24 protein-coding genes are annotated in these 26,504 nt (G+C 62.2%); 8 read left to right on the forward strand and 16 right to left on the reverse strand.

Annotated elements, in window-relative coordinates; all coding sequences use genetic code 11:
• Positions 1-11: 11 nt before the first annotated feature.
• On the reverse strand, positions 12-1,439 hold the full coding sequence (locus QEZ49_RS00955) for a dipeptidase (RefSeq protein ID WP_280383348.1): 1,428 nt from the start codon (positions 1,437-1,439) through the stop codon (positions 12-14).
• 198 nt (positions 1,440-1,637) lie between these two features.
• Here QEZ49_RS00955 and ppdK point away from each other — a divergent pair, with 198 nt between their 5' ends.
• Positions 1,638-4,361 carry a pyruvate, phosphate dikinase gene (ppdK, locus tag QEZ49_RS00960; RefSeq protein WP_280383350.1) on the forward strand — a complete coding sequence of 908 codons (2,724 nt, stop codon included), beginning with the start codon at positions 1,638-1,640 and terminating at the stop codon, positions 4,359-4,361.
• A gap of 42 nt (positions 4,362-4,403) precedes the next feature.
• Here the strand turns inward: ppdK and QEZ49_RS00965 are convergent, their stop codons facing one another.
• The 8 genes from QEZ49_RS00965 to QEZ49_RS01000 form a co-directional block, all read right to left on the reverse strand.
• On the reverse strand, positions 4,404-4,625 hold the full coding sequence (locus QEZ49_RS00965) for a hypothetical protein (protein ID WP_280383352.1): 222 nt from the start codon (positions 4,623-4,625) through the stop codon (positions 4,404-4,406).
• 96 nt (positions 4,626-4,721) lie between these two features.
• Positions 4,722-5,606 (reverse strand): carboxylating nicotinate-nucleotide diphosphorylase, encoded by an 885-nt coding sequence (nadC, locus tag QEZ49_RS00970; RefSeq protein WP_280383354.1) that lies wholly within the window; start codon positions 5,604-5,606, stop codon positions 4,722-4,724.
• Positions 5,603-7,282 (reverse strand): L-aspartate oxidase, encoded by a 1,680-nt coding sequence (locus QEZ49_RS00975; protein ID WP_280383356.1) that lies wholly within the window; start codon positions 7,280-7,282, stop codon positions 5,603-5,605. Before QEZ49_RS00975 ends, nadC begins: the two co-directional genes overlap by 4 nt.
• A gap of 70 nt (positions 7,283-7,352) precedes the next feature.
• Entirely contained in the window at positions 7,353-8,408 is a 1,056-nt protein-coding gene (gene nadA, locus QEZ49_RS00980) for a quinolinate synthase NadA (protein WP_068464389.1), read from the reverse strand.
• A gap of 252 nt (positions 8,409-8,660) precedes the next feature.
• A complete protein-coding gene (locus tag QEZ49_RS00985; protein WP_280383358.1) occupies positions 8,661-9,671 on the reverse strand; it encodes an NAD regulator in 1,011 nt (336 codons plus the stop codon).
• 161 nt (positions 9,672-9,832) lie between these two features.
• Positions 9,833-10,420 carry an HD family hydrolase gene (locus QEZ49_RS00990; protein ID WP_280383682.1) on the reverse strand — a complete coding sequence of 196 codons (588 nt, stop codon included), beginning with the start codon at positions 10,418-10,420 and terminating at the stop codon, positions 9,833-9,835.
• A 98-nt stretch (positions 10,421-10,518) separates the two neighbouring features.
• Complete coding sequence (locus QEZ49_RS00995) at positions 10,519-11,121, reverse strand: DNA-3-methyladenine glycosylase I (RefSeq protein WP_280383361.1); 603 nt, start codon at positions 11,119-11,121, stop codon at positions 10,519-10,521.
• Positions 11,118-12,023 carry a folate-binding protein gene (locus tag QEZ49_RS01000; protein ID WP_280383363.1) on the reverse strand — a complete coding sequence of 302 codons (906 nt, stop codon included), beginning with the start codon at positions 12,021-12,023 and terminating at the stop codon, positions 11,118-11,120. The genes QEZ49_RS00995 and QEZ49_RS01000 overlap by 4 nt, the downstream gene beginning before the upstream one ends.
• 38 nt (positions 12,024-12,061) lie before the next feature.
• On the opposite strand from QEZ49_RS01000, the gene QEZ49_RS01005 reads away from it, so the two are divergent.
• On the forward strand, positions 12,062-13,432 hold the full coding sequence (locus QEZ49_RS01005; protein ID WP_280383365.1) for a dihydroorotase: 1,371 nt from the start codon (positions 12,062-12,064) through the stop codon (positions 13,430-13,432).
• A 144-nt stretch (positions 13,433-13,576) separates the two neighbouring features.
• Here QEZ49_RS01005 and QEZ49_RS01010 read toward each other — a convergent pair whose 3' ends face one another.
• Together QEZ49_RS01010 and QEZ49_RS01015 are read right to left on the reverse strand one after the other, a co-directional pair.
• Positions 13,577-14,605 (reverse strand): L,D-transpeptidase, encoded by a 1,029-nt coding sequence (locus tag QEZ49_RS01010; RefSeq protein WP_280383367.1) that lies wholly within the window; start codon positions 14,603-14,605, stop codon positions 13,577-13,579.
• Between the two features lie 156 nt (positions 14,606-14,761).
• Complete coding sequence (locus QEZ49_RS01015; RefSeq protein WP_280383369.1) at positions 14,762-15,412, reverse strand: hypothetical protein; 651 nt, start codon at positions 15,410-15,412, stop codon at positions 14,762-14,764.
• A gap of 78 nt (positions 15,413-15,490) precedes the next feature.
• On the opposite strand from QEZ49_RS01015, the gene QEZ49_RS01020 reads away from it, so the two are divergent.
• Positions 15,491-16,156, forward strand: a complete 666-nt coding sequence (locus tag QEZ49_RS01020) for a LysE family transporter (protein WP_280383371.1) — start codon at positions 15,491-15,493, stop codon at positions 16,154-16,156.
• A gap of 57 nt (positions 16,157-16,213) precedes the next feature.
• Here the strand turns inward: QEZ49_RS01020 and QEZ49_RS01025 are convergent, their stop codons facing one another.
• The 3 genes from QEZ49_RS01025 to QEZ49_RS01035 all read right to left on the reverse strand — a co-directional run bounded on the left by QEZ49_RS01025 (position 16,214) and on the right by QEZ49_RS01035 (position 17,666).
• The gene (locus tag QEZ49_RS01025) at positions 16,214-16,459 is read right to left on the reverse strand and encodes a hypothetical protein (RefSeq protein WP_068464412.1); all 246 of its coding nucleotides are present in this window, start codon (positions 16,457-16,459) and stop codon (positions 16,214-16,216) included.
• Positions 16,460-16,676: 217 nt separating this feature from the next.
• A complete protein-coding gene (locus QEZ49_RS01030) occupies positions 16,677-17,087 on the reverse strand; it encodes a TIGR02301 family protein (protein WP_280383373.1) in 411 nt (136 codons plus the stop codon).
• A gap of 63 nt (positions 17,088-17,150) precedes the next feature.
• The gene (locus QEZ49_RS01035; RefSeq protein ID WP_280383375.1) at positions 17,151-17,666 is read right to left on the reverse strand and encodes an NUDIX domain-containing protein; all 516 of its coding nucleotides are present in this window, start codon (positions 17,664-17,666) and stop codon (positions 17,151-17,153) included.
• On the opposite strand from QEZ49_RS01035, the gene QEZ49_RS01040 reads away from it, so the two are divergent.
• The gene (locus QEZ49_RS01040) at positions 17,665-18,396 is read left to right on the forward strand and encodes an SOS response-associated peptidase (RefSeq protein WP_280383377.1); all 732 of its coding nucleotides are present in this window, start codon (positions 17,665-17,667) and stop codon (positions 18,394-18,396) included. The genes QEZ49_RS01035 and QEZ49_RS01040 overlap by 2 nt on opposite strands.
• A gap of 140 nt (positions 18,397-18,536) precedes the next feature.
• Complete coding sequence (locus QEZ49_RS01045) at positions 18,537-20,549, forward strand: Clp protease N-terminal domain-containing protein (RefSeq protein ID WP_280383379.1); 2,013 nt, start codon at positions 18,537-18,539, stop codon at positions 20,547-20,549.
• 115 nt (positions 20,550-20,664) lie between these two features.
• On the opposite strand, the gene QEZ49_RS01050 is transcribed toward QEZ49_RS01045, so the two are convergent.
• Positions 20,665-22,098, reverse strand: coding sequence for an FAD-binding oxidoreductase (locus QEZ49_RS01050; RefSeq protein ID WP_280383684.1), 1,434 nt, complete (start codon positions 22,096-22,098; stop codon positions 20,665-20,667).
• Positions 22,099-22,251: 153 nt separating this feature from the next.
• Complete coding sequence (locus QEZ49_RS01055) at positions 22,252-23,232, reverse strand: L-threonylcarbamoyladenylate synthase (protein WP_280383381.1); 981 nt, start codon at positions 23,230-23,232, stop codon at positions 22,252-22,254.
• A 158-nt stretch (positions 23,233-23,390) separates the two neighbouring features.
• On the opposite strand from QEZ49_RS01055, the gene QEZ49_RS01060 reads away from it, so the two are divergent.
• The 3 genes from QEZ49_RS01060 (at position 23,391) to QEZ49_RS01070 (ending at position 26,306) form a co-directional block, all read left to right on the forward strand.
• Complete coding sequence (locus tag QEZ49_RS01060; protein WP_280383383.1) at positions 23,391-24,935, forward strand: hypothetical protein; 1,545 nt, start codon at positions 23,391-23,393, stop codon at positions 24,933-24,935.
• A gap of 112 nt (positions 24,936-25,047) precedes the next feature.
• On the forward strand, positions 25,048-25,998 hold the full coding sequence (locus QEZ49_RS01065; RefSeq protein ID WP_280383385.1) for a histone deacetylase family protein: 951 nt from the start codon (positions 25,048-25,050) through the stop codon (positions 25,996-25,998).
• Between the two features lie 29 nt (positions 25,999-26,027).
• Positions 26,028-26,306: an exodeoxyribonuclease VII small subunit gene (locus tag QEZ49_RS01070; RefSeq protein WP_280383386.1), complete on the forward strand. Its 279-nt coding sequence runs from the start codon at positions 26,028-26,030 to the stop codon at positions 26,304-26,306.
• Positions 26,307-26,504: the final 198 nt, after the last annotated feature.

The raw sequence follows: 26,504 nt of genomic DNA on the forward strand, positions 1-26,504 counted from the left end.
GATGTTTCCGCTCAGCCAGCCGCAGATGGCGTGCCGGATGAAGCTGTACGCGCCAGCCTGTGCAGAATCCGCGCCCAGCTCCGGGCACCCTTCTTGAAGCTGGTGAGATTGTATTTTTCGTTCGGGCTGTGGATGCGGTCGTCATCGAGGCCGAAGCCGATCATCAGGCTGTCCGACCCCAGCACTTCCTTGAACGACGTGACGATGGGGATGGAAGCGCCCGATCCCATCAGAACGGTAGCGCGCCCCCATTCGTCGGCGAGTGCAGCCGCTGAAGCCTGCATGGCCGGCGTATCGGTTGCGAAGGAGATGGCGGTTCCGGTCTGCCGCGATGAGAATTGGGCGCTGCAATCGGCGGGCAGGCGGGCGCGCACAAATTCCTCGATCGCGTTCAGCAGCCGCTCGGGATCCTGCCCCGCCACCAGCCGGCAGGTGATCTTGACCGAAGCCTTGGCGGGAATGACTGTCTTGGTTCCGACGCCCTGATAGCCGCCGGTGATGCCGTTGAATTCCAGCGTCGGGCGTGACCACAACTGCTCCAGCACTGAGCGATCGTTTTCGCCCGCAGGATGCTTCAGGCCAACGGCGCCGAGAAAATCTTCGCCGCGGAAGCCAAGCGTACCCCACTGTTCGATCTGTGCGGGTGATGGCTCGGAAACGCCATCATAGAAGCCGGGGATGGTGATGCGGCCGTTGTCGTCGTGCATGGCCGCCACGATGCGCGTCAGCACGCGGATCGGGTTGGCGGCCGGGCCACCGTAGATGCCTGAATGCAGGTCGCGCGCGGGGCCGTTGACCGTCACTTCGATGGCGGCGAGGCCACGCAGCATGGTGGTGATGGCGGGCGTGTCCTTGTCCCATTGGCCGGTATCGCAGACCAGCACAACGTCGGTTTTGAGTTCGTCGCCATACTCAGCCAGGAATGCGGGCAGCGATGGCGAGCCGCACTCTTCCTCACCCTCCAACATGACGGACACGCGTACGGGCAGGTTGCCCGCAACGCTCTTCCAGGCGCGCACGGCTTCGAGGAAGGTCATCAGCTGACCCTTGTTGTCCTCAGCGCCGCGGGCAACAATCACCTGCCCATTGACCGGATCGGATGCAATGATCGGCTCGAACGGCGGCGAATTCCACAGATCGATCGGATCGGCCGGTTGAACGTCATAATGACCATAAAACAGCACGTGCGGGACATCGCCGTCCGGCGGCGTGGTGTCGTGCGCCACCACCATCGGATGGCCGGATGTAGGCACCACCCGGGAATCGAAGCCGAGGTCGCGCAGTTCTTCAGCGCACCAGTTTGCGGCTTCCTGACACCTCGCCCGATAGGCGGGATCTGTGGATATGCTTTCAATCCGCAGTAACTGGAACAGCCGCGCCAGCGCCGCATCACTCGTGTCATCCAGGGTTGTCAGGACTTGGTTTAGCTGTTCGCTCATAAGCTCGTCTCCGCCTTCGTGCGCGACACAGTGAAATATCATTGCCGCCGCGTCAAAGGCAGCCGGGAACGGACAGGGCAAACCCACAGTTTCACGCAAGGGCACCCCTTCACCTTTCGGCCGGGCAAAGAGGCTGATATGCCACCATATGATAACGGCGCGGCACCGCACCGGACAGCGCTGCAAGGATAGATACGGATGGCAGACAGGTCGGCCAAGGCCGAGCCAAAGTGGGTCTATGTATTCGCTGCCGGATATGTCGACGGCCGGGCGAACATGGCAGAGCTTCTGGGTGGCAAGGGGGCAGATCTCGCCGAAATGGCAAGCCTCGGGCTGCCGGTGCCGCCGGGCTTCACCATCACCACGAAGGTTTGTGACGCCTATTACGCTGCGGGCCGCAAACTGCCTGAGGGCCTGAAGCCGCAAGCCGAGAAGGCTGTGCAACTTATCGGCCATGAGGTGGGCGCGACGTTCGGCGATGTCGAGCGGCCGCTACTGCTTTCGGTGCGTTCCGGTGCCCGTGCCTCGATGCCGGGCATGATGGACACCATCCTCAACCTCGGCCTCAACGACGAAACGGTTGAAGGCCTCGCCAATCGTTCGGGTGATCGCCGGTTCGCTTACGATAGCTATCGCCGCTTCATCCAGATGTATGCCGATGTCGTGCTGGGCGTCGATCACGGCGTGTTCGAGGATCTGCTTGAGGACTTCAAGAACCTCAATGCGCTTTCATCCGATACCGACCTTACAGCCGACAATTGGGCCGAGATCATCGAGTCCTACAAGCAGGCGGTGGTGGATACGCTGGGCCGCCCGTTTCCGCAGGACACCAGCGAGCAGCTTTATGGCGCCATCGCCGCCGTGTTCGGTTCATGGCAGAACGCTCGTGCGCAAACCTATCGCCGTCTGCACGACATCCCCGACAGCTGGGGCACGGCCGTAACCGTGCAGGCGATGGTGTTCGGTAACCTCGGCGAGCGCAGTGCCACCGGCGTGGCGTTCACGCGTAACCCTTCTACCGGCGCGAATGAGATCTATGGTGAGTTTCTCGTCAACGCGCAGGGGGAGGATGTCGTTGCCGGTATCCGCACGCCGCAGTCGTTGACGGAGCGGGCGCGCATCGAAGCCGGTGAGGAAGCGCCTTCGCTCGAAACGCTGATGCCGGCGCTGTACGCAAATCTGGTGCAGGTATTCCGGCGGCTGGAAACGCACTATCGCGACATGCAGGATGTCGAGTTCACGATCGAGAACGACAAGCTGTGGCTGCTGCAAACGCGTTCCGGCAAGCGCACGGCGGAAGCAGCGCTGCGCATCGCTGTCGATTTCGCCGACGAGGGCATCGTTTCCAAATCGGAAGCGGTGATGCGCGTCAATCCATCGGCGCTCGACCAGTTGCTGCACCCAACGCTTGATCCGGAAGCTGCGAAGGACCTGCTGGCAACGGGCCTGCCCGCCTCGCCCGGTGCTGCATCCGGTGAAATTGTTTTTACCGCTGACGACGCTGAATCAGAACGTGCGCAGGGCCGCGAAGTTATTCTGGTGCGTCTTGAGACGAGCCCGGAAGATATTCACGGTATGCACGCGGCGGTTGGCATCCTCACGGCACGTGGCGGCATGACCAGTCACGCGGCGGTGGTGGCGCGCGGCATGGGGCGGCCTTGTGTTTCGGGCGCTGGCGCGCTGCGCATGAATACGAAAGCGGGTACGCTGAAAGTAGGCAAGCGCACGCTGCACAAGGGCGACATCATCACCATCGACGGTGGCACCGGACAGGTGCTGTTCGGCCGGGCGAAGATGCGTGAGCCGGAGCTTTCGGGCGCTTTCGCAACCCTCATGACATGGGCCGATGCCGAGCGCCGCATGGCCGTGCGTGCCAACGCCGATACCCCGCGCGATGCCCGCCAGGCACGTGAGTTCGGTGCCGAAGGTATCGGCCTTGCGCGTACTGAGCACATGTTCTTCGACACCGAGCGTATCCTTGCCATGCGCCAGATGATCCTGGCCGATGAGGCAGAGGGGCGACGCGAGGCGCTGGAAAAAATTCTGCCGATGCAGCGCGGAGATTTTGAAGCGCTGTTCGAAATCATGGTGGGGTTGCCGGTTACGGTGCGCCTGCTGGATCCGCCGCTGCACGAATTTCTGCCGAACAATCCCGATGAGTGGCCCGCGATTGCCTCTGATCTTGGTGTTGCGGTCGAGAGGCTGCGCCAGCGCATGACGCAGCTTGCCGAATTCAATCCGATGTTAGGCTTCCGCGGCTGCCGTCTGGCAATCCTTTATCCGGAAGTGCCGGAGATGCAGGCCCGCGCAGCGTTTGAGGCCGCCATTGCGGTCGAGAAGCGTCTGGGCAAAAGCGTTGCGCTGGAAATCATGGTGCCGCTGGTCGCCTTCCGCGCCGAGTTCACGGCGGTGCGCGACATGATTGTGCGCACGGCCGCCGCTGTTGAGAAGGAAACCGGCGGCAAGCTGGATTACACCATCGGCACCATGGTGGAACTGCCGCGTGCAGCCTTGCGTGCGGGTGAAATCGCTGAGGGCGAAGAGGGCGCCGAATTCTTTTCATTCGGCACCAACGACCTGACGCAGACGGCGCTGGGTCTCAGCCGCGATGACGCTGCGCCGATCCTGGAAGCCTACACGCAGAAGCACATTTTTGCGGTCGATCCGTTCGTGTCGATCGACATCGGCGGCGTCGGTGAGCTTGTGCGTTATGGCGTTGAGCAGGGCCGCGAGGCAAAGCCGGGAATAAAGGTTGGCATTTGCGGCGAGCATGGCGGCGATCCGAAGTCGATCGACTTCTTCGAAAAGACCGGGCTCGATTATGTTTCGTGCTCGCCTTACCGCGTACCTATCGCGCGGCTGGCGGCAGCGCAGGCTTCGATACGTGCGCGTGGCGGCTGGGAAGATGACGCCGAGAGTTGACGCGAAGCGGCGGCGGCGTTGGATTTGACTCCGCCTGCAAGTTCACCAGCTGCCGCGCTCGCTTTCATCAAGCCGAGGCTGGCGCGGACGCTGACCTTCGAGACGGGGAAGCAGCAACAGCACCAGGGCAATAGGCGGTAGCAGGAACGACCATGCGATCCACGAGGAATAATCGCGGTTCTTGATGCCTGCGAGCACGCCGCCAAGAATGGCCGCAGCAACGGCAACTCCGGCCCAAATAACAATTCCGCCAAGAAAATCCATTGCGTCCTCCCGCAGGGGATACACACCCTGACGCTGCTGATTTGCTCAGCAACTGTGGCGAAATAAAGCGCAAACGCCGTTGATCGCCAATGTGCGTTAAAAGTCGAGGCCGATATCCAGCACCGGAGCCGAATGGGTCAGCGCTCCGACCGATATGAGATCGACGCCAGATTCGGCGATCGCGCGCACGGTTTCCAGCGTCACGCCACCCGATGCTTCGGTGATCACGCGGCCTGCAACCTGTTTGACAGCTTCCTTCAGCATCGCTGGCGGCATGTTGTCGAGCAGCACGGCATCGGGGTTGAGTTCCAGCGCGTCGATCAATTCGGCGATCGACGTCACTTCGATTTCAACCTTCACCATGTGGCCGGCGTGCTGGCGTGCGCGTTCCAGCGCCGGGCCTATGCCGCCCGCAGCTTCGATGTGATTGTCCTTGATGAGCACCGCATCGAACAGCCCGAAGCGATGATTGACACCGCCGCCGCAGCGAACCGCAAATTTCTCCAGCGCGCGCAGCCCCGGCGTTGTCTTGCGCGTGTCGATGATGCGCGCTTTGGTGCCCTGCACCGCATCGACATAGCGTGCGGTGAGTGTCGCGATACCGCTCATGTGTCCGAGAAAGTTCAGCGCGGTGCGCTCGGCCGTGAGCAGCGCGCGCGCGTCGCCGCTGACCCGTGCAATCACGCCGCCAGCTTCCACCGTGCCGCCATCGTCAACCACGGTTTCAAACTCGGCCAGCGGATCGAGCGTTTTGAATGCGGACTTTGCCAGTTGGACGCCGGCAACCGTTCCGGCCTTGCGCGCGGCGATAACAGCCTTTGCGTGCGTGCCGGCCGGAATGGTGGCTTCGGTGGTGATGTCGCCGCCTAGGCCTAGATCCTCAGCCAGCGACATGGCCACGGCCTTGTCGACAATGCCTTCGGGCAGGCGCAATTCTCTGCGGCCTGCATTGGCCGATAAAATCGATGCGTCGTTGTTCATCGTGCAGCCCCCGCCTGCCACTGCCATGCACTGAGCGCTGCATCCGTAACCGCCGTCGGGCGATTGCCAATAGCGTCAACGTCCGCCAGCTTCAGAAACGCGCGGTGGGCAAACTGCGGATTGGTATCGGTGAAGTCGCTGCGCAGTTGAGCGCCACGGCTTTCTTCGCGCAGCAGCGCGCCAACGGCAATGAAACGCGCGGCGAGAGCCATGTTCGCTAGCACCCGATCGCTGCCTGCTGCGCGCTCGATGTCACGCAGGGTCGTGATGGCTTTTTTTAAACCTGCCGCGCTCCGCACCACGCCGACGTCTTCGCTCATCGTTTTGCGCAGGCGCGCGACAGCGGCAGAACGGGAGAGGGAATGATCCGGCACGATGTCGCCAACGCGCTGCAGATCGGTGCGGGTGTGTCGGGTGCCGCGGCCGAGGGTGGCTATATCAGCGGCGGCGCGCGCACCGAACACCATGGCTTCCAGCAGCGAATTTGAAGCCAGACGATTGGCGCCGTGCAGGCCGGTTGATGCAACCTCGCCCACCGCCCACAGGCCAGGTACGCTGGAGCGCCCACGCGCGTCGGTGGCGATGCCGCCCATGTGATAATGGGCAGCTGGTGCAACCGGAATGGGCTCGGTCACAGGGTCGATGCCAGCGTTACGGCAGAGCGCATAGACGGTAGGAAACGCTGCGGGAAAGTGCGCGCCAACGGCTGTGCGGCAATCAAGAAAGACGCCGCGGCCTTCGGCAATTTCCTTGAAAACGGCGCGCGCCACCACATCGCGCGGACCAAGCTCCGCACGCGGATCAAGCGGCAGCATGAAGCGCTCGCCAAGCGAATTAATAAGCGTGGCGCCCTCGCCGCGCAGGGCTTCCGTTGCCAGCGGAGCAGGATCAAGTCCGGCGTCGATCGCCGTAGGATGGAACTGCACAAACTCGGCGTCGGCGATCACAGCCCCGGCGCGCGCTGCCATGGCGATGGATTCGCCGCGCGCGTAAGCCGGATTGGTGGTGACTGCATAGAGTGCACCAACTCCGCCCGTCGCCAGAACGACGGCGCAGGCAGGAACATATTCATAGACTTCCTGACCGTGCTCGCCTGCCCGTACAAGGCGAACGCCTTCGACGCGGTCGTCGGCCATCAGAAGTTCGTCGGCTTCATAGCCTTCAAGCACGCGGATTGAAGGCGTGGCACGGACGCGGGCGACAAGCGTTTCGAGAATGGAAGCGCCAGTGCGATCACCGGACACATGGGCGACGCGGCGGTGCGAATGGGCGGCTTCGCGGCTGAGTGCGAACGTGCCATCAGGCTCGCGGTCAAACGGAACACCGTAACCGATCAGATCGGCAATGCGGTCAGGGCCTTCTTCGGCAACGAAGCGCGCGACATCCTCATCGACGGTGCCCGCGCCGGCTGCAATCGTGTCGGCGGCGTGAAACTCAGGCCGATCGGTGCTGCCCATGGCGGATGCGACGCCGCCCTGTGCCCATCCCGTCGATGCACCCTGGCCGAGCGGCGCTGCGGCCACGACCGTCACCGGCATCGGCGACAGCTTCAGCGCAGTGAACAGCCCGGCAAGCCCGGCACCGATAATTACCACATCGCCATCGGCGGCGAGGGGTTCGTCATGCGCTGGCTGAAAAACGTGGCTGGCTGGGCGCGAAGAATGGTCGTCGGTCATCGGCAGAATCCCCTCTAGGGGTGAAGCCGTTATGCCGGCGGCGGAGTAAGTGCCGCCGGCACACGCAGTGTCAGTTGGTGAGGTTGATCATGCGTTCAACCGCGCGACGGGCCTTAGCCGCCACGACCGGATCAACGGTCACCTCGTATTTCATGTCGCGCAGTGCCTCGTAGATGTTCTCAAGGCTGATGCGCTTCATGTGCGGACACAGATTGCACGGCCGGATGAACTCGACATCCGGTGCTTCGACGGCGACGTTTGACGCCATCGAGCATTCGGTGATGAGCGCAACCTTGCGCGGCCGCTTGTCGATCACATAGCTGATCATCGCAGCGGTGGAACCGGTGAAGTCGGCGGCGGCAATCACATCCGGCGGGCATTCCGGATGCGCGATCACCTTCATGCCGGGATCAGCGGCGCGCATGGCCTCGATGTCCTCGGCGGTGAACAGCTCGTGCACCTCGCAGTGTCCCTTCCAGGCGATGATCTCAACGCTGGTCTGCGTCTGCACATAGCGTGCAAGATATTCGTCCGGGATCAGCAGCACGCGCGGTGCGTTGAGGCTCTCGACCACCTTGACCGCGTTCGACGACGTGCAGGTAATATCACACTCAGCCTTTACGGCCGCCGATGTGTTGACATAGGTGACGATCGGCACGCCCGGATAGGCGTCACGCAGCATGCGCACGTCCTCGGCCGTGATCGAGGCCGCGAGCGAGCACCCGGCCAGCGGGTCGGGAATGAGCACCGTCTTTTCCGGGCTGAGCAGCTTTGACGTTTCCGCCATGAAGTGCACACCGGCCTGCACGATCACGTCGGCTTCAACGCGCGCCGCTTCGCGGGCAAGCTGCAGGCTGTCGCCGCGGAAATCGCCAACGCAGTTGAAGATCTCCGGCGTCATGTAGTTGTGCGCCAGCACGACAGCGTTGAGCTCTTTTTTGAGCTCGTTGATGCCTTTGATCAGCGGCGCGTAGACCGGCCACTCCATCGGCGTCACGACATGCTGCACGCGCGCATAAAGGGGAGCCATCTCGGCGGCCAGTTCCGGAGTAAACTCCGGCAGCTCATGCCGACCCGCATACGCAAGCGGGCGGCGATTTGGGGCAGGGCAGACGAGGGTGTCCATCTTCGTATTCCTCCGCGGGCTCAGCTATGCTCAACTTGAGCATTAATGGGCCATCAGAATATCCGGCACTTCGCCGGTTATTAGTTAGATAATGCTCTGTTTGAGCATTCCAAGTGTCGCAAGAAGATTACTTCATCCACGCCCCTGGCACCAGTTAAGATTGGACCGATAGGTACGATTTCACTGCCAAAAAAAGCAGTGAAATCCGTGATATACCTGTGGTGCATAACTGCCGGTACGTGGATGCGCGGCTTACACCTTGCCGGGCTTAACGCGTACACCTGGAGCGGGCCTTTCCAACAGGACTTCGCGGCGGAAGCGATAAAGCTTTGCCGGTCGCCCGCCGGTGCGCATCTTTACCTCGCCGGTGGGCTCCACAAGCCCGGCGCCTTCGACCAGCCGCCGGAAGTTCTGCTTATGCAGGTGCGGCCCCAGAATTGCCTCGACGGTCCGCTGCAACTCGAACAGCGTGAAATCATCGGGCATCAGCTCGAAAATCACCGGACGATATTTGATCTTGGCGCGCACCCGGCCGATGGCGGTGGCAAGGATGCGGCGATGATCGTAGTGCATCGGCTGACCCAGTCGCGGACGATCCTGCCATTGCTCGGCGGCTTTGCGTCCATCGCGGGCGGCCTCGTCGACCAGCCCGGCTTCATAGAGAAGCTCATACCGGTCGAGCACCTTCTCTTCGTCCCAACCGGCGCCTTCAAGGCCGAAACAGATCCGCACACGTTCCTGGCGTGTGATCGGTTGGCCGGTCGTTGCGGGCTGAGAAGCAATCCAGTCACGCAGGCGCGGTTCAATCGTGCTGCCCAGTATTTCCGGGCGTCCACGGCGCCAGTCTTCCCATGGAAAATACTGATACCAGCTTCGCCAGCTGCCGTGGGTCAGGTCTGATCCGGGGTGGGCGTCGGTGAGCGCGAGATAGCCGATCGAAACAACGTGCGGTCCAACATCGCCCGCTTGTGCGTGTCGTCCGCGGTCGCCGAACGTGTAGAGCTGCTCGACGTAGCCGAGTTCGACACCGGTCTGATGCTTGACCCAAGTGCGCAGGCCACCTTCGAAAGTGCGGTGATGCAACGGCGAAAATGGTCCGAATGGCAATCCATCGGTGGCGCCGGCCTTGTCGGTTTCGCCACGGATGACCAATACCTGGGGCTCGTTATCGGCAACCGCCACGATGGCTGCGTTCAATCCTATTTCAACACCGGCGGTGGCGTTTTTTTCGCCTACGGCCTGCGGGTCGGCTGGGCTGTCCATGCGCGTCGCTCTTTCCCTGACCTCGCCGTATGACATCGGTTGTTCCTCCAGATAGGAGAGCCCGCGCAACGGCAGGGCTTTGACTGCAACGGCAACAATGGCGGAATCTCGGCATTGGGCCGGGAATTCCGCATCGTTGCGTCAGTCACAACGCTCAATGCTCACAAATGTTCAATCAGATTGCCAAAACGAACCAAAAAAGTTTCTTCGGCGGCATTTGCCGCAACTGGCTCAAGCTGACTGAGGGTGGTGGCGAGGTTCGGGTCGAGGCCTTCGGGCGTGCCAAAGTAGAGCAGCGCCTCATTCTCGCTGAAGCCGGCAAGGCGTGTGGCTTCGTAGTAAGCAGCAACGCGGTCCGCGTGCTTGATGTGAAACTGAACAGTGCTCGGCAATTCGGCATCGAGGCCGAAGCGCGCATGAATTGCATCGAGTAGCCGCAACTCGAAAGCTTTGTAGTCGAGCCCGATGGCTGTCTTGAAAGGGCTGATCAGGTCGCCGACAACATACTCCGCCGCATCGTGCAGCAGCGCGGCCAGACGCCAGCGCGAACTCCAGACCATGCCGTCGGGAGTTGGCAGCGCGCAGGCAATGTCCTCAACGATCAACGCATGCTGGGCGACGGAAAACGCGTGCGCGCCCACCGTTTGCCCGTTCCACCGCGCAACGCGCGCAAGCCCATGCGCGATGTCTTCTATCTCGATATCGGCAGGCGAGGGATTGAGCAGGTCGAGGCGACGGCCTGAAAGCATGCGTTGCCACGCGCGGGATGGGGGAGCTTCCGCCGTCTGTTGGGGCTTGGCGTCTGCGGCTGCCGCATGCTTCTCGGACGAATGTTTCTGCGGCTGGGTCATACGCGCCATGCATCCTTCTGCAGGCGAGCGCATTCCCTATGGCGGAAGCAACCGATCAGGTGATCGTTGACCATTCCGGACGACTGCATGAATGCGTAAACCGTTGTTGGCCCCACGAAACGGAAGCCTTCTTTCTTCAGGGCTTTCGAGATGCGTGTCGATAGCTCCGTCGAAGCCGGAACATCGGTCAGCGCCTGCGCCCGGTTCTGCACTGTTCCTTGCTGCAAGTGACTAGCTAGAAATTTCTTCAGCGTCGTGCGTTCGCGCAGTTTCAGGAACGCCTCGGCGTTCTCGATCGTGGCTTCAATCTTGGCACGGTTGCGTACGATGCCTGCATCGTTCATCAGTCGTTCGATATCTTTTGTCGTGTAACGTGCAATGCTCTCAGCATCGAAGCCATCAAACGCACGTCTGAAATTTTCACGCTTGCGCAGAATGGTGATCCACGACAGCCCGGCCTGGAAGCCCTCCAGCACCAGCTTTTCGAAAATGGCGCGATCGGTCTTCAGCGGCACGCCCCATTCCGTGTCGTGATAGTGCCGATAGTCGGCATCATTGCCCACCCAGCCGCAGCGCACGAGGTTGTCGGATTTGGTCATCGCGGTGTGCCTGAGGGATCCTGCAGCGTAAATGTCACCCACGCGGGCAGCGCGATGTGCACGGTGGTGCCATTGACGCTCAACGCCTCGCCCTTGTCCTGAAACTCTGCGGCACGGTCGAGGCGTATTTCCGCCAGCGCGCGTTGCCCCGCTTTCGAGCCAAGCTTGCCGATTTCAACGCCGGCGGCGGTAACCGCTGCGCCGCTGTCCGGCAGTGGGCCGTCAGCCGTTATCGGCACAATGCGACGGCGGGCTGTGCCGCGATTATGCATGCGCGATACAACTTCCTGCCCGACGTAGCAGCCCTTGTTGAACGAGACGCCGTGCACCTGGTCGAACAGCGCTTCGTGCGGAAACGCCTCGCCATAGCCAAAGTCGCGTCCGCCTTCGGGCACGCCGAGCGCGATACGATGGGCGTGATAGTCGTCCTGGGTTGCGCTTTCAGCTTCACCACCGCCAAGAGCCCAGTCGGTGCGCAGCGTGGTGAGTTCGCGGTAGCCCAGTTCCGACAGCCTTGGATCGGCGAACCATATCGGTGCAGGACCTTCGCCCGTTGCCGTCTTCGGCGAATAGGTGCCGCCCCAGATCGCTGCAACCGTATAGTCGGCCGAGGCATCGGTGACTTCGACATCGGCGCGGAGTTTGTACATCTTGAGCCGCTGCGCCAGCTCGGCCGTCTTGGTCCGCGCCGTCTCCAGGCAGAACCCTTCCGCCGTGGGGGCGATGAGAAAATCGAACAGGATTTTGCCCTGCGGACTGAGCAGACCGGCATACAGCGCCTGCTGTGTGTCGATCAGCGCCATATCGTTAGTGATGACGCCCTGTAGAAATTTACGGGCATCCGGTCCATTTACAGTGACGACGCCCCGGTCGGGCAGCAGCGCGATTTTCGTTTCAGCCATGTTCCCCGCTCCGGTTGCAACCGGCTTCCGTTTTACGTATGCGGGGCGCGGGCCAGAGGCAAGCCGCAGGTAAAGCTATTATGCGCACCACATTCGATCTTGTGTTGAAGGGCGGCACTGTCGTCAACCATGAGGGTATCGGCCAGCGGGATATCGGCATCACCGAAGGCCGCATCGCCGCCATCGGGCAGATCGATGAAGCCAAGGCCGACGAGGTGATCGACGCGCGCGGGCTGCACATCCTGCCCGGCGTTATCGACACGCAGGTGCATTTCCGCGAGCCCGGTCTTGAGCACAAGGAAGATCTGGAGACAGGATCGCGCAGTGCTGTCCTCGGCGGCGTCACCGCCGTTTTCGAGATGCCGAACACCAAGCCGCTGACCACCACCGCCGAAACGCTGGCGCACAAGGTGTCATTGGCGCGCGATCGCATGTTCTGCGACTTCGCGTTCTATGTCGGCGGCACGCGCGAAAACATCGACGATATTCCCAAGCTGGAGAGGCTGGAAGGTTCGGCGGGCATCAAGGTATTCATGGGCTCGTCCACCGGCGATCTGCTGGTCGATGACGAAGCTTCGCTCGATCACATCATTTCGCGCATCAGCCGCCGCGCCGCGTTCCACTCGGAAGATGAGGCGCGGTTGCTGGCCCGTATGGACGTGCGCCGCCCTGGCGATCCGTCATCGCATCCTGAATGGCGCGATGAGGAAGCCGCCGTCATCTCGACGCGCCGCCTTGTACGCCTGGCCGAAAAGCACAAACGCCGCGTGCACGTGCTGCACGTTTCGACGGCGGCGGAAATGAAGTTTCTGGGCGAGCACAAGGATTGGGCGAGCGTCGAGGTGACGCCGCACCATCTGACGCTCGTAGCGCCCGACTGTTACGAGCGTCTTGGCACCTATGCGCAGATGAACCCGCCGGTGCGCGATGCGCGCCACCGTGATGCTATCTGGACTGGCCTTGAGGCTGGCATCGTCGATGTGCTCGGCTCCGATCATGCGCCGCATACGCGCGAGGAAAAGGATCACGCCTATCCCGCTTCGCATTCCGGCATGACTGGCGTGCAGACGCTGGTGCCGATCATGCTGGATCATGTAAACGCCGGGCGGCTGTCGCTCGAACGTTTTGTCGATCTCACCAGTCATGGGCCGCAGCGCCTGTTCGGCATTCGTGGCAAGGGGCGCATCGCGGTTGGCTACGATGCGGATCTGACGGTCGTTGACATGAAGCGCGAAGAGACGATCACCAACGCGCACGTTGCCAGCCGCGCAGGCTGGACGCCCTATGACGGCACGCGCGTGCGCGGATGGCCTATCGGCACCTTCGTGCGCGGTAATCGCGTGGTGTGGGAAGGCGCGATTGAAGAGCCCGCGCACGGCCAGCCGGTGCACTTCTTCGAAGGCGCGTGACTCGGGCAGCGGGTGAAGCGTGCGCAGGCGCGCCTTCATCCATCGCAATGCGACAGAAATTAAAAGGCGCCGCCAGCAGTTTTGCTCGCAGCACCTTTTTTGTCAGATCGATATTCTGGCCGATATCAGGTCGGCTGATCGTCGTTACATGCGGCCGTAGCGGTCATAGCGCCAATTGCGCTCGTAACGATCATCATATCCACGCGAGGAATAACGCGTGTCGTCGTCGTTCCAGTCGTCGGCATCGGCGCGGGTATCATCGTCCCGGGCGTCGTCGTCGCCAGCCACCGCATCCCGTTCAGCAGCGTCGGCCGCGAACACGTCGGCGTCGCTTTCGGGTTCGCGCTCCGGCGCAACGGCCGCATCTTCCTGCAAGGCTTCCTCGCCGCGCGTTGTTTCGCGCTGAGGCGCTGCGCTCTGCGACGGCTTTGCGTTGTCGGTTGGCTTCGCCGATGCGATGAACGTCTCCTTCGGCAGACGCTTCACAACCGTCACCTTGGAGCCGATCTCAGTGATCGAAGCCAGATGCATCACGTGCTCGTTCATCATGCGGAAGCAGCCCGATGATGCCGCGCGGCCGATGCTCTTGGGATCGTTGGTGCCGTGGATGCGATACAGCGTATCGCCGAGATAAAGAGCCTTCGCGCCAAGCGGATTGCGAAGCCCGCCGGTCATTTTATCGGGCAGGCGCGGATCGCGCTTGATCATTTCCTTCGGCGGATGCCAGTCCGGCCAAGCCTGCATGCGGCTGACCGTTTCTGTGCCGAGCCAGGTGAAGCCATCGCGTCCGACCGAGATCGGATACTGATAGGCCTCGTTCGACGACAGCACATAATAGAGCATGCGCTTGTCGCTATCGATGACGATGGAGTTCGGCTCGTATTCGCTGGTGAATGCCACCTTTGCGGGCGGGCGCGGCGTGATGTTCGGCCGGGCGCCACCACTGCGCACGATGGGCGAGCGGCGATAGTCGTCGCCATAGCCCCACTCATAGCCATAATCGCCATAGGCGCCGCGCGCGTTGCGGTTCTGCTGCTGCTTGCGCTGGCGTGGCTTCTGTTCCCAGAACGGCGTCTGGCCATGAGGCTGCCAGCCATAGAGCTGCGCCGAAGCGGGAGCGAAGTCACCAAACGCTACTACCGCTATGGTTGCAAGGGCTACGCGCCACAACATTTCTGCAAATCCCTCAAGTGCTTGGACCCTACATTTGGGGCCATGACGGCAGGTGACAAGTGACGATGGCAAAATTGTAGTTGTGCTCGCTACCTATCGTCTCACAACAACGGTGCACGATGCGATTTCCGTCGCTTGCAAGCGCTGCCCGTCTCTTCAGTGCGTTTTTTTGAACGAATGCCAAGTGCCATCCGCGCCGATGGTTAGCCGCCACCACGACCATTTTTTGTCCGAGCGCATTGATCGCGCTTTTTCAGCGCCGACAAGTCGCTCCAGATCTGCGGCCTGGGTTGCGGTGAGATTGGCGAGGTCGGCCTCGGCCAGATAGGGCCAGACATAGATGATATTGTTCTCGATGTCCTTCCCCAGCGGCAATTCGGCCGGCGGCAGTTCCAGGATGCTGGCCAGAACGCGCAGAATTTCGCGGCCGCTGCCATCGGCGGATGCTTTGCGCCAATGGTCGATCGGATGCTCATCTGCTCCGGCAGACGTCTCCGGCATCATCTCGTTCCACTCCAGCGGCTCGCGCAGATCTTCCAGATTGCCGGCCTGGGCTGCAGCCAGCAGAGCAGAGCGCATTTCATCGACCGGATGAGGCAACGGGCGTTCGCTGCTGCCGAAGCTTTGCGCAGGAACCCGCGAATCGGTTGAGATAACAGGCAAAGGCTTGGCTGGTTGGCGTTCCTGTGCAGCGGACGCATGGACAACACCCATCGCCGTCAGTACCAATACGGTTACGCTTACCCACCGTCCTTGGCGCCGTCGTCCCTGGATGGTCGCCATATTGGTCGTCCCGATGGTCGGCATGATCAGCGGTCCCTTGCGCAGCGCATCCGATAGGTCGGACTGTTTGGGCGCGCGATGCGGGCCGGTAAAGGAAGGTGCATGGATTTTCTGCCCAACCCGCTCATTATTCCGGTCGGTATTGTCATCGGTATTCTTGTTGCTGCCCCCGTTGGTCCCGTCAATGTACTCTGCATCCAGCGCGCCATTGAGCGCGGATTTTGGGGTGGTTTGGCGGCAGGCATCGGCGCGATGCTGGGCGATGGCCTGATTGCGTTGTTCGCGGCGCTGGGCGTCGGGGCCATTTCAGGCGCCGTTCAATATCACCGCATGGCAATCCAGCTGCTCGGCGGCCTGGTGCTCGTGCTGTTCGGCTTGAAGCTCTATTTCGCGAAGCCGCGCTTTTCACCCATTACGTCAGGATCCGAGCAGCCCGAGACGCTGCGCGATTTCGTCTGGGACATCCCGCAGACGTTCCTGCTGACGATCACCAATCCGGGTGCGGTGCTGGGGCTGTTTGCAATATTCGGCGGTGTGTCGACGTTCGTTGAGGTCGACAGCTACGTCGACGCTCTCACCATCGTTGCAGCGGTTATGGCGGGCAGTCTCGCCTGGTGGCTGGGCCTGTCGCATCTCATCGCGCGCTTCCGCCATCGCTTCAGCGTGTCGCGACTGCAGCTTATCAATAAGATCGCCGGGCTGCTGCTGATCGGCTTTGGCGTGCTTCTCTTCGGCGAAGTGATCGCGAAGCGGCTGGGGCTGCTGTAACGCAAAGCCGCCCCGCTCTCGCTGCGATCGCCGAAAATTTCAGTGCTTACTTGCTGCTTACTGGCGTGTGGCGTGCAGCGTGAATTCGCCGATGCGGATACGGCGCTCAAGCCCGTTGGCCAGCTTGACGACCGCATCCTCGCCGAATTGCGCGACGAGATCCGTCAAGGCGGTAAACAGCGCCGCATAGGCCATCTGCTCATTTGGCACACCGCTTTCGGTGCCTTCGTCCCATGCTTCAAGAATGAGCGATAGCGCGCGATGGGTCGAGTCGTCCGAGTCGAGCTTGTCGAAGAGCTCCATCGTTCCCCCTTGAGACTTTAAACACCCGCAGGCCACACCCCCGTGAGGGCCGCAGGTCTAACTGACTTACCGTCGGCAACCGCAGACAGCGGAAACCGATGCAGGTGCAATATCATGCACAGCGGCGACGGAAAGTGTGGGCCGCGTTCACAGTAAATTGGCATCGGTGAGAAACGTGCGCGCATCGTGGCACAAAGGCATCAACGCACTGCACCGCTTAGGGAACTGAGCGCACCAGCGTATCGGCAATCGTTGCGCCTTCGGTGATAAAACGGTTGATCGCACTCTGAGCCGAAGGGCTGCAGGTGTTATAGGTGCGGCTGTAGCTTTGATAACCTTTATTGAAGCTGCGCGTCAGGCGTGCTTTGCGCAGCGCCGATGTGCCCTCTGATTGCAACAGCTCCGACATCCGGTCGCGCCACTGCTGGCCTTCCTCGGCGCCGCACAGTTCACGCAGATAGTGAATGGCGCCGAGAATCTCCGACAAACGGAACAGGCGCTCATCATAGGGTTTGCTGTCGGGCGCGGCGGCTGCAGGAAGTGCCAGCGCTGCTATCAGCACAAGGCCAACGCCCAATCGGCGCAGCGCATGCCTGCGCGCTCCCGCGTTTGTCCGTGCGTATGTCATCGTGCGCTCTATCACGGATGTAATCCTAGCACCGATTCTGGATGTTTGGTGGCGGGCCGTAACCTACTCACGCTCACTGGCCTTGGCGACTGCCTGCGCCACATCAGCGGCCAGCAACTGCCACGCCTTTTCGATCACGCAGCGCGTGCCGTTCGTCAAGCGCAGATCCCGCAGCTTATCCAAGGCAACAAATTCCGCCTGACGGACATCGCTGGCTGGCCGGGGCTGGCCATCAACCGCCGAGCCGAAATAGCAGGCGATCACATAGTGCAGCACCACGTTGCCGTTGTCGTCGCGATCGATGACGTCATAAACACCCGCCAGCCCCTCCATGTGGCCGTAAAGCCCGGTTTCCTCATAGGCCTCGCGGCGGGCCGCTTCCTCCGCGGTTTCGCCAGCTTCGATGGTTCCGCCGGGCAGGCTCCAGTGGCCCGCATCCGGATCGCTGCCGCGTTCGACCAGCAGCACCGATTCGCCCCGGAACAGCACGGCGCTGGCAGCAGCGCGCGGCCAGGGGCCGGTGCGGTTCGCCGTATCGTGCAGGATCGGGCAGGCTTCATCATGGGCATCGCGGGGCATGGCGCTTCTCCTCAGGCTGGCCAGCGACTACCTTAGCGCCATGTGTTCTCGATATTCTCTTACATCGCCGCCTGAAGCCGTCCGCGCCATGTTCGGCTATCACAACGATGCGATCTTCCCGCCGCGCTACAATATTGCGCCATCGCAGCCGGTTGCGATTGTTCGCTATAATTTCAAAGGCGAACGGGAGCTGGCGCTGGTGCAATGGGGGCTGCTGCCGTCGTGGGTAAAAGACCCGCGCGAGTTCAAGCCGCTCATTAATGCGCGGGCCGAAAGCGCGGCGGCTAAACCTTCGTTTCGCGCTGGCCTCCGGCATAAGCGCTGTCTGGTGCCGGCTGATGGCTATTACGAGTGGACCGGCGCCGTCGGCGATAAACAACCCCACCTGATCCGGCCGCACCGGGCTACAGGTCCGATTGCTCTGGCCGCAATCTACGAGGAATGGCTGGGCGCTGACGGCAGCGAGATAGAAACCATGGCCATCCTTACCGTGCCCGCCAAAGGCTCGGTGGCCGCGCTGCATAACCGGATGCCGGTGATCATTCCGCCTGAGCATTTTGAGCTCTGGCTCGACTGCCGATCTGGTACGACCACGGAAATTCAGCCGCTTCTCAGCCCTGAACCCCGTCGCGATCTCGAAATTATCGACGTCAGCCGCAAATTGAACAATCCGGCGAATGAAGGTCCGCAGGTGCAGGAACCGATTGTTGTGCCGGGGCGGCTTCTTTAACCATAAGCGACAGTAATCATTATATTATTTAACCATGTTTTCGGGCGCATCGCGTTCCGGAGTGTGCCCTCAGTGCCCTCGCCCCCGGGCCGGATCGGCGGTATGCTTACCAAGCGCTTAAGTGTGAGGAGTTCGCGCGAATGGATTACCGGGGGCCAGATCTCGATCTGAGAACAACCCGTTGGAGCACCGCTTCGGTTGAAGGCGCTGCATCCAGCCGCAGGGATACGGGGCAGCACGCAGCCGGGGGGCATCGCCTCTCAACGGCGCGTTCGGGTCCGATCTGGGTTGACGAAACGCTGCTCGCCTGCGCGAACCACGCCTATGACGTCGCCGAGGGCTATCGCGCGGCGGAGGTCAGCATTTCGCACCTGCTGCTGGCTATGACGCGCGTTGAGGATGCCGCCGATATTCTGGAGCAGCGCGGCATTCGCGTTGCCGCCCTGCGCCGCGAAAGCGCGATCACCGTGGCGGGCGATCCGCCAACCCTTGCCGCTGACGATGCCCCGCGCCGGACACCGGAGCTTGAGGATGTACTGCGCCTTGCGGCCGCTCGCGCCTCCCATTTCGGCCGCGCCGCCAGCGTCGATGATATTGTGCTGGTGCTGGCGGATATTGGCGCCGACCTTCCCGGCAGCGAGCTTGTGGTCCGCTATGTTCCGCGCACGCGCGAGCTTCGGGGTACGGTTCCGCCGCTGACACTATCGCAGCCCCAACAATCGCAGCCCGCACCACAGCCGCCACCTCCGCCGGTGGAAAAAGTTGTCGTGCAGCCGCAAATCGATCCCGCGCTTCTGAAGAGCTTGCTGGATCGCGTGGGTGAGCTGGAACGTGGCCTTGTCGCGCGTATCGGTTCGCTTGAAACGGTGATCGTGCGTCAGCCGCTGCCGCCGCCAACCGATCTGTCGCCGCTGGCGAACCGACTGGCTGGCTTGGAAACTGCGATCGAGGCGCAAGGCAAGCGCGAAGCCGAGCGTCCGCTGGATGCCGATCTGGCCGCGCGCCTCACCGCGATCGAAAATGTCATCACCGCCAAGCTAAGCGATGTCGCTGCCGGCCGCGGTCATTTTGTTCAGCTGGCAGAACAGCTTGCAGAACGACTGACCGCGATTGAAAGCGCGGTTGCCAGCGGAGCGAATGCCACCTCGGCGGTTTCTGCGGTACGTGCTTTCGATACGAGTTTGGCCCCGCGTTTTGCGGCGTTTTCATCGCGCCTCGATGGTATCGAAGTCGGTCTGAAATCGCTGACGGAAATTTCGTCGGAAACCAGCGGCGCGCGTAGTCCGCTGGATGCGACGCTGATTGACCGTGTGGCGGCGCGGCTTGCTTCCATCGAGCAGGCACTGGCAACCGAAAGCGCTGAGCGCAGCAGCGGCATCACCGCGCTGGCCGATGAGATCACAGGCGTGCGCAGCGCGGTGCGTCTGGCCTCGCAGAACAGCGAGCAGGGACGCGTTGCTCTGAATGCGGAGGTCAAGCAGCTCGCCGAGACGTTCGAGCGACTGCGGGCTGATCTGGTGACGGCGGTCGAACGGCGGCAGGCTGAGATCGCAACAAGTCTTGAGCATCAGCGCGCTGCGCTGGCATCGGGCCTCGATCAGCATCGCGGCAGCCTCACCAACGGTCTTAATCAGTATCGCGTCGATTTTGCTGCCAATCTTGAGCGTGTCGTTGACGGCCTGACGCATCATCGGGCCGAGCTGACGTCCGGCTTCAAGGGCCGCTTCGGCGATCTGGAACGCAGGATCGAAGCCAATGGCGTTCGGCTGTCGGAAGCGCAGGCCGCGTATAATTTCGAGCTGCGCGAAGTTCACGATGCGCTGGTCAATATCGGCACATCGCAGAAGACCATCGCGAGCGCCCTCGATACTTGGCACGACGAAGGCAGCACCGAAATCCAGCTCATCAACGGCCGCATCAGCGCGCTGCATGAAGGCGGCATGCGTGTTCAGTCAGGGTTGGAAACGCTCGCCGGGCATGTCGATGCGCTGACGCAGCTTCTGCTGGAGGATCGCAAGCGGCGCGGCAGCTTCCGACGCTGGCTGTATGGCACCGACGATTGGATCCGGGCGAGCTGGCGCCGCGTCACGCGTCCGCTGTTGCATTGGCCGCGCGTGTCGGCGTGGTGGCGCCGCCAGTGGTACGAGGACTGAGCCCGCTCCCGTCCGTGCCACTTGCCGAACGCACAGGCGTCTCAAGCAACTTCCATCGACCCACCACGGCCGGCTCCCCGGAGGGGAGTCGCCGGTGCGAAAAAACAATCACGCTTTAAAGCACCTTGCCCGGATTGAGGATGCCGTTCGGATCGAGCGCATCCTTGATCCGCTGCATCAGCTCGATTTCCAGCGCGCTTTTGAACCGGCGCAGGTCGTCGCGTTTCATCTGTCCGATGCCGTGCTCGGCTGAGATCGAGCCGTCGAGCGATGCGATCACCTCGTGCACCGCGCCCGTCATCTTGCCCCACAGTTCGAGAAACGTCTGTTTATCCATCGCTGCCGGTTGGGTGACGTTGTAGTGCACGTTGCCATCGCCGAAATGGCCGAACACCACCGGCCGCGCATCGGGGCAGATGCGCTCTACCGTTGCATTCGCCTTCGCCACAAATTCGGCAATGCGTGCCACCGGCACGGAAACATCGTGCTTGATGCTGCCGCCTTCGCCGCGCTGGGCTTCCGATGCACTTTCACGCAGATGCCACAGCGCTTTTTGTTGCGCCAGTGAAGTCGCGACCGTTGCATCACGTACGATGCCGCGCGCGATTGCTTCGCTCAACAGCCGTTCCATGCGGTCGTTTGCATGGCTGCCTGCTTCATGGCTCGAAAGTTCGATCAGAACATACCACGGCGCTGCCGTTTTTACCGGCATGCTGTTGCCCGGCACGTGCCGCGTCACCAGATCGAGCGTAAACGCGCTCATGAATTCAAACGCGGTGAGGCCGGAATGCGCACGCGCTTCGGCGAGGCTGAATAGCGCGCCGACCGATTGCAGATCCGGCAGCGCTGCGAAGGCGACGGCGGTTTCGGCTGGCCGCGGAAAAAGCTTCAGCGCCGCTGCGGTGATGACGCCGAGCGTGCCTTCCGATCCGATGAACAGATCGCGCAGATCATAGCCGGTGTTGTCTTTCTTCAGCGTGCGCAGGCCTTCCCACACGCGGCCGTCCGCCGTGACAACTTCCAATCCGAGCGCCAGCGCCCGCGCGTTGCCATATGCAAGCACGCCCACCCCCCCGGCGTTGGTTGCCAGCACGCCGCCGATCTGGCAGCCATCTTCCGACGCAAGACTGAGCGGAAACAGACGGCCAGCGTTGTCGGCGGCGGTTTGCGCTTGGGCCAACGTCACGCCCGCTTCGACGATCATGGTGCCGCCATCAGCATCGATGCAGCGCACGCGGTTGAGGCGCGACAGGGAAAGCACCACCTGCGGGCGATCATCATCGCCAAGGCGCTTTGGAATCTGGCCGCCGACCAAACCGGTGTTGCCACCCTGCGGCACGACGCCGATGCCAGCGCCATTGGCAATACTGAGCAGCGCTGAAACTTCCGCTGTCGATTTGGGCCGCAGCACCAGCGCCGCAGCACCAGTGTAAAGCCCGCGCAACTCGTGCAGATATGCAGCCTGCGCTGGGGGATCGGCAAGAGCATGCTCCGGCCCGACGACATCGACCATGCGCGCCAGCGCATCACCCTGGGCGGCTGAAATCATTGCGGTGTCGTCTTGGCTAGCGGACACGTCTGCACACCCTCAGTGTTAAAGGCCGTTGCGGGCATTGGGTATTCATACACGGCTTGTCCGCTGATGTTGTGAAGCGGCTGCGGAAAACAATCGCCGCTGCAACTTGAAATGCGGCTCGTGTTCTCAATCCAATGTGCTGTCAGCAGGGCGCGGCGCGGCTGCCCGATGCAAACGGTCGTTTATGGCTTCGCCCAGGCCGGTGTCAGGCACAGGCATCACCGCGATGGTACGCGCACCGCCTGCATCCAGCATCCGCAATGCCGCGAACAGATTGACCGCCGCTTCGGTGAGATTTCCGCTCGGACTCAGGTTGATCATGTCGCCGACGCCAGCGGGCACATCCGGCCCGAATGCGAGCAGCGCTTCGCCCGGTTGCACGTCGGTCGCGTTCAGGCGCACGGCGGCGCGCGGCGCATAATGGCTGGTGAGCTGGCCGGGTGCATTGGGGCGTTGCGCGTCGGCTTCGGTCCGCAACACGCTGACGCCGAGCGCCGCTGCAATGGTTTCGACGGGCACCGCACCGGGACGCAGCAATATTGGCAGGTCGCTGCGTGCATCGACGATGGTCGATTCAAGTCCGTGCGCCGTTGGTCCGCCATCCAGGATCATTGCGGGCTCGTGGCCGGGAAAATCGGCCGCGACGTGTGCTGCCTGTGTCGGGCTGATGCGGCCCGAACGGTTGGCCGAGGGCGCTGCCAACGGACGCGCGGTGGCGGCCAGCAGCGCTCGCGCGATCGGATGATCCGGTGCGCGCACAGCAACGCTGGTCAGTCCGCCGGTCACCAGATCGGAAAGCGACGAGGGGCCGCGCTGATCCAGCACAAGAGTGAGCGGACCGGGCCAGAATGCGTCGGCAAGGCGATGGGCGAGCGGGGTAAAGGTGACATATTCGGCGGCTTGCGCGGCATCATGCACATGCACGATCAGCGGATTGAAACGCGGCCGGCCCTTGGCCGCGAAGATCTGCGCCACAGCTTCGCTGTTGGTGGCGTCGGCGCCAAGCCCATAAACGGTTTCGGTCGGAAACGCGACGAGGCGCCCGGCGCGCAGATGGGCTGCGGCGTCGGCGATTGCCTGATCGGTGGCGGTGGTAGGCGCTGGCATCGGGCGTGAGGTCTCCTTCAGGCCCTCTCATAGCCTCTCGGGCTGAATTCTGTCCAAAGGGTGTGTAAACTTGCTTCCCAACAGTGTGAATCAACCGGTTTCCTGAGTGCTGAATGGGCGGCGGCGGGTTTGCCGATGACGAGGGGCGAAGCGAACCAATGGCGAATGCCCGACTTTGGCTGATGTCGCTCTGGCTGGCCGCAGCGCTGGTTGCCACCTTGCCGCTGCTCGCAAGTTTGCCGATGTCTGAGGCGCAGGCCGGCTGGCTGTCGCGTCTGACGCGGGCGGCGGGCGAGGCCGGCGAAGCGGGCGGCAAGGCGGCGCGGCTGGGCATTGCCGATCTGGAGCGCGCCGCTGCGCACATCCGCACGCTGCCGGTTGAAGCGCGGGCCGGTGCATTGGCCGCACACGCCACGCCCGAGGGGCACTGGAAGTTCGTCAATCGCGATGGCGAGGTGTTCACTGCAGGCACACCGGAAGAGCTTGCCCGCGCTGTTCCAACGCTGCTGCCGCAAGCGCGCGGCGGTGCACCACTCGGCATCTATCTCAGCGAAGACACCGTTTTCGCCAACCGGGCGGCGCTCAAGGATCTGCCAGCGGGTTCGCAACTGCATCTTGTCACGCGCCACGAAAGCTATCCGCTGAAGGACGTCAAAACGGCAGCCGGTGGCAACGCGCTCGTCGCTGAATTGCGCCCGCATGTTTCAGTTGATCTGGCTGACCGCGCGCTGTTCTCCGAGGCCGTGGCCCAGCTTAAGCGCCCGCTCTCGCGCTCTGCCGTGCGCACGCTGGCGCTGGAGCCGGGCGGCCCGGCGACTCTTTCATCTTACCCACAGATCGAGGCCGGCACGAAAAGCGCGCTGGTCGATGCGATAGATCCGGCGGCCCTCTCAGGTGCGCTCGGATCCGTGCGCGGACAGACGGTGCTCGTCACCGGTCGGGTTGAGAACAATCTGCTCTATTTCCGGCCCGCCAGCGGTGCAGAGCAAAGCCTGCGGCTGGCTGATCTGAAGCGCGCCGCGACTGATGCAGATGTCAATCTCGTCATCGTGCGCGCAGACGTTCCCCATCAGCCGGGCGGTCGAAACTGGCTTTGGCAAAAGATCTCTGTCGGTGGACTGGACGATGCGTTGAAACGCGCAACGTTGGGCGATTTCGTCGACGCGCTGGGGGCGCAGCATGGCAGCTTCCGGATCAGCGCTGAGCGCGATGCATATGGCCGGGTGGCGCTGCGGGCGATGCCTCAAGGCGGCGTGGCTGAACCGATTACGGATTTCGTCGGCGGCTTCTGGACCAGCGCAATTTCCAACGTCACGGGTAACCTCGTCGCTACCGGCGTTGACATCCACGCCCGCGATGAGGCGCGCCAGAGCGAACTCGACATGCGCATTGTTCCGTTCGTGCCGGCGTGGGTGCAATATCTCTATCTGGCTTCGCTGGCGGCGGGTGTGATCGGCTGGTCTGTCACCCGCAGCTGGTTCGATCGTCTCTGGCGGCCGGAGCAGCGGACGGAATATCGCGGTGCTTTCGGTTTCCGCGCCGCCCAGATTGCGCGGTTTTTCGCCGGTCTTCTGGTTTTTACGCCCATCGTCGGCGTTCCGGCCGTCATCGTATCGCTGTGGCTGCAGTTCTGGGCGGTGATTATGATGCCCGTTCGCGGGGTGCGCTGGCTGCTGTCGCGTTCACAGGTTCGTGCCAGTTAAGCGATCATCGTCTGCACCCTTTAAGTGCGCGCACAGATCGGGCTAACATGGCCGTTCATCTGACGTAACGGCACCCTTCGGCACCCACGATCAGCAAAAAGCGCGACAAGCGATGGCAACAGCACTTTTTACACATCCGGTTTTTCTGCAGCACGACACGGGCGAAGTGCATCCGGAACGCCCGGACCGGATGCGCGCAATCGACAAAGTGCTGTCGCACGACATTTTTTCAGCGCTCGTGCGCGAGGAAGCACCGCTGCGCGAGGATGTTGAGGAGCAGATCCGGCTTGCTCATCCCGCAACGCATCTTGAACTGATCCGGTCGATCTCTGAGCGCGCCCGCGAACGCGGCATCCCGATGCATGCCGATGGCGACACGCTTGTTTCACTGCAGTCGTGGGAGGCGGCGCTGCGGGCAGTGGGGGCAGGGCTTGCCGCAGTTGATGCTGTCATCGAAAAACGGGCGGCCAACGCGTTCTGTCAGGTGCGCCCGCCCGGACACCACGCCGAAGCGGACAAGGCGATGGGCTTTTGCCTGTTTTCCAACGCCGCGATCGCGGGCCTCTATGCGCGGGCCAAGCATGGCGCGGAACGGGTTGCGGTGGTCGATTTCGATGTTCACCACGGCAACGGCACACAGAACATCTTCTGGTCCGACAAGGATCTGTTCTACGGCTCAACCCACGAGATGCCGCTCTTTCCGGGCAGCGGCGCTGCGAATGAAACCGGCGTTGGCAATGTTCATAACGCCCCGCTGCGGGCGGGCGACAGCGGCGAGCGGTTCCGTGAGGCGGTAGAATCGCGCATCCTGCCGGCACTGCATAATTTCGGTCCGGACATCATCATCATATCGGCCGGCTTCGATGCCCACCAAGCAGATCCGCTGGGGAACGTGCGGCTGGTTGAGGCCGATTTTCTCTGGGTGACGGAGCAGCTGACCGATATGGCGCGTAAACACAGTGGCGGCCGCATCGTATCGATGCTTGAAGGTGGTTATGATCTCAATGCGCTGGCACGGTCGGTTGCCGTGCATGTCAAAGCGCTGATGAATGCCGGCGCCTGACGCGGTCGCCGCATAACCTGGGAATTAGGATGGAGCAGGTCACTTCTCAAACGCAGGCTGGGGCGCAATCCCCGATCGCGGATGTCAGTGCAATGAGTTTTGAGCGCGCGCTGAAGGAGCTCGAGACGATTGTTACGCGGTTGGAGCGGGGCGACGTCGAGCTTGAGGAATCAATTGCAATCTACGAGCGCGGTGAAGCGCTGAAACAGCATTGCGATCGGTTGCTGCGGCAGGCCGAAGCAAAGGTCGAAAAACTGACATTTGGCGCCGATGGCGCTCCAAGGGGCGCCGAGCCGCTGGATCCGTGAGCAATTCTCGCGGCCTAAACCTGCTCGAAAATGAACGGCTGTTCATGGAAAACTGCGGCCTTTGGTCATGCTAAACCTTTGCCGGAAATCGGATTTCCTTTGCAGTTTGGAGGTTTAGGGCGTGAACCGCGTTTTCGCGCCGAATTTGGCTACTTTTTACCCCTAGGCGGCTGCGGCGCCCCCCACTAGGGTGCGCGC

This window comes from Hyphomicrobium sp. D-2, from assembly GCF_029872155.1.
In the GTDB taxonomy this organism is placed as follows: Bacteria; Pseudomonadota; Alphaproteobacteria; order Rhizobiales; family Hyphomicrobiaceae; genus Hyphomicrobium_A.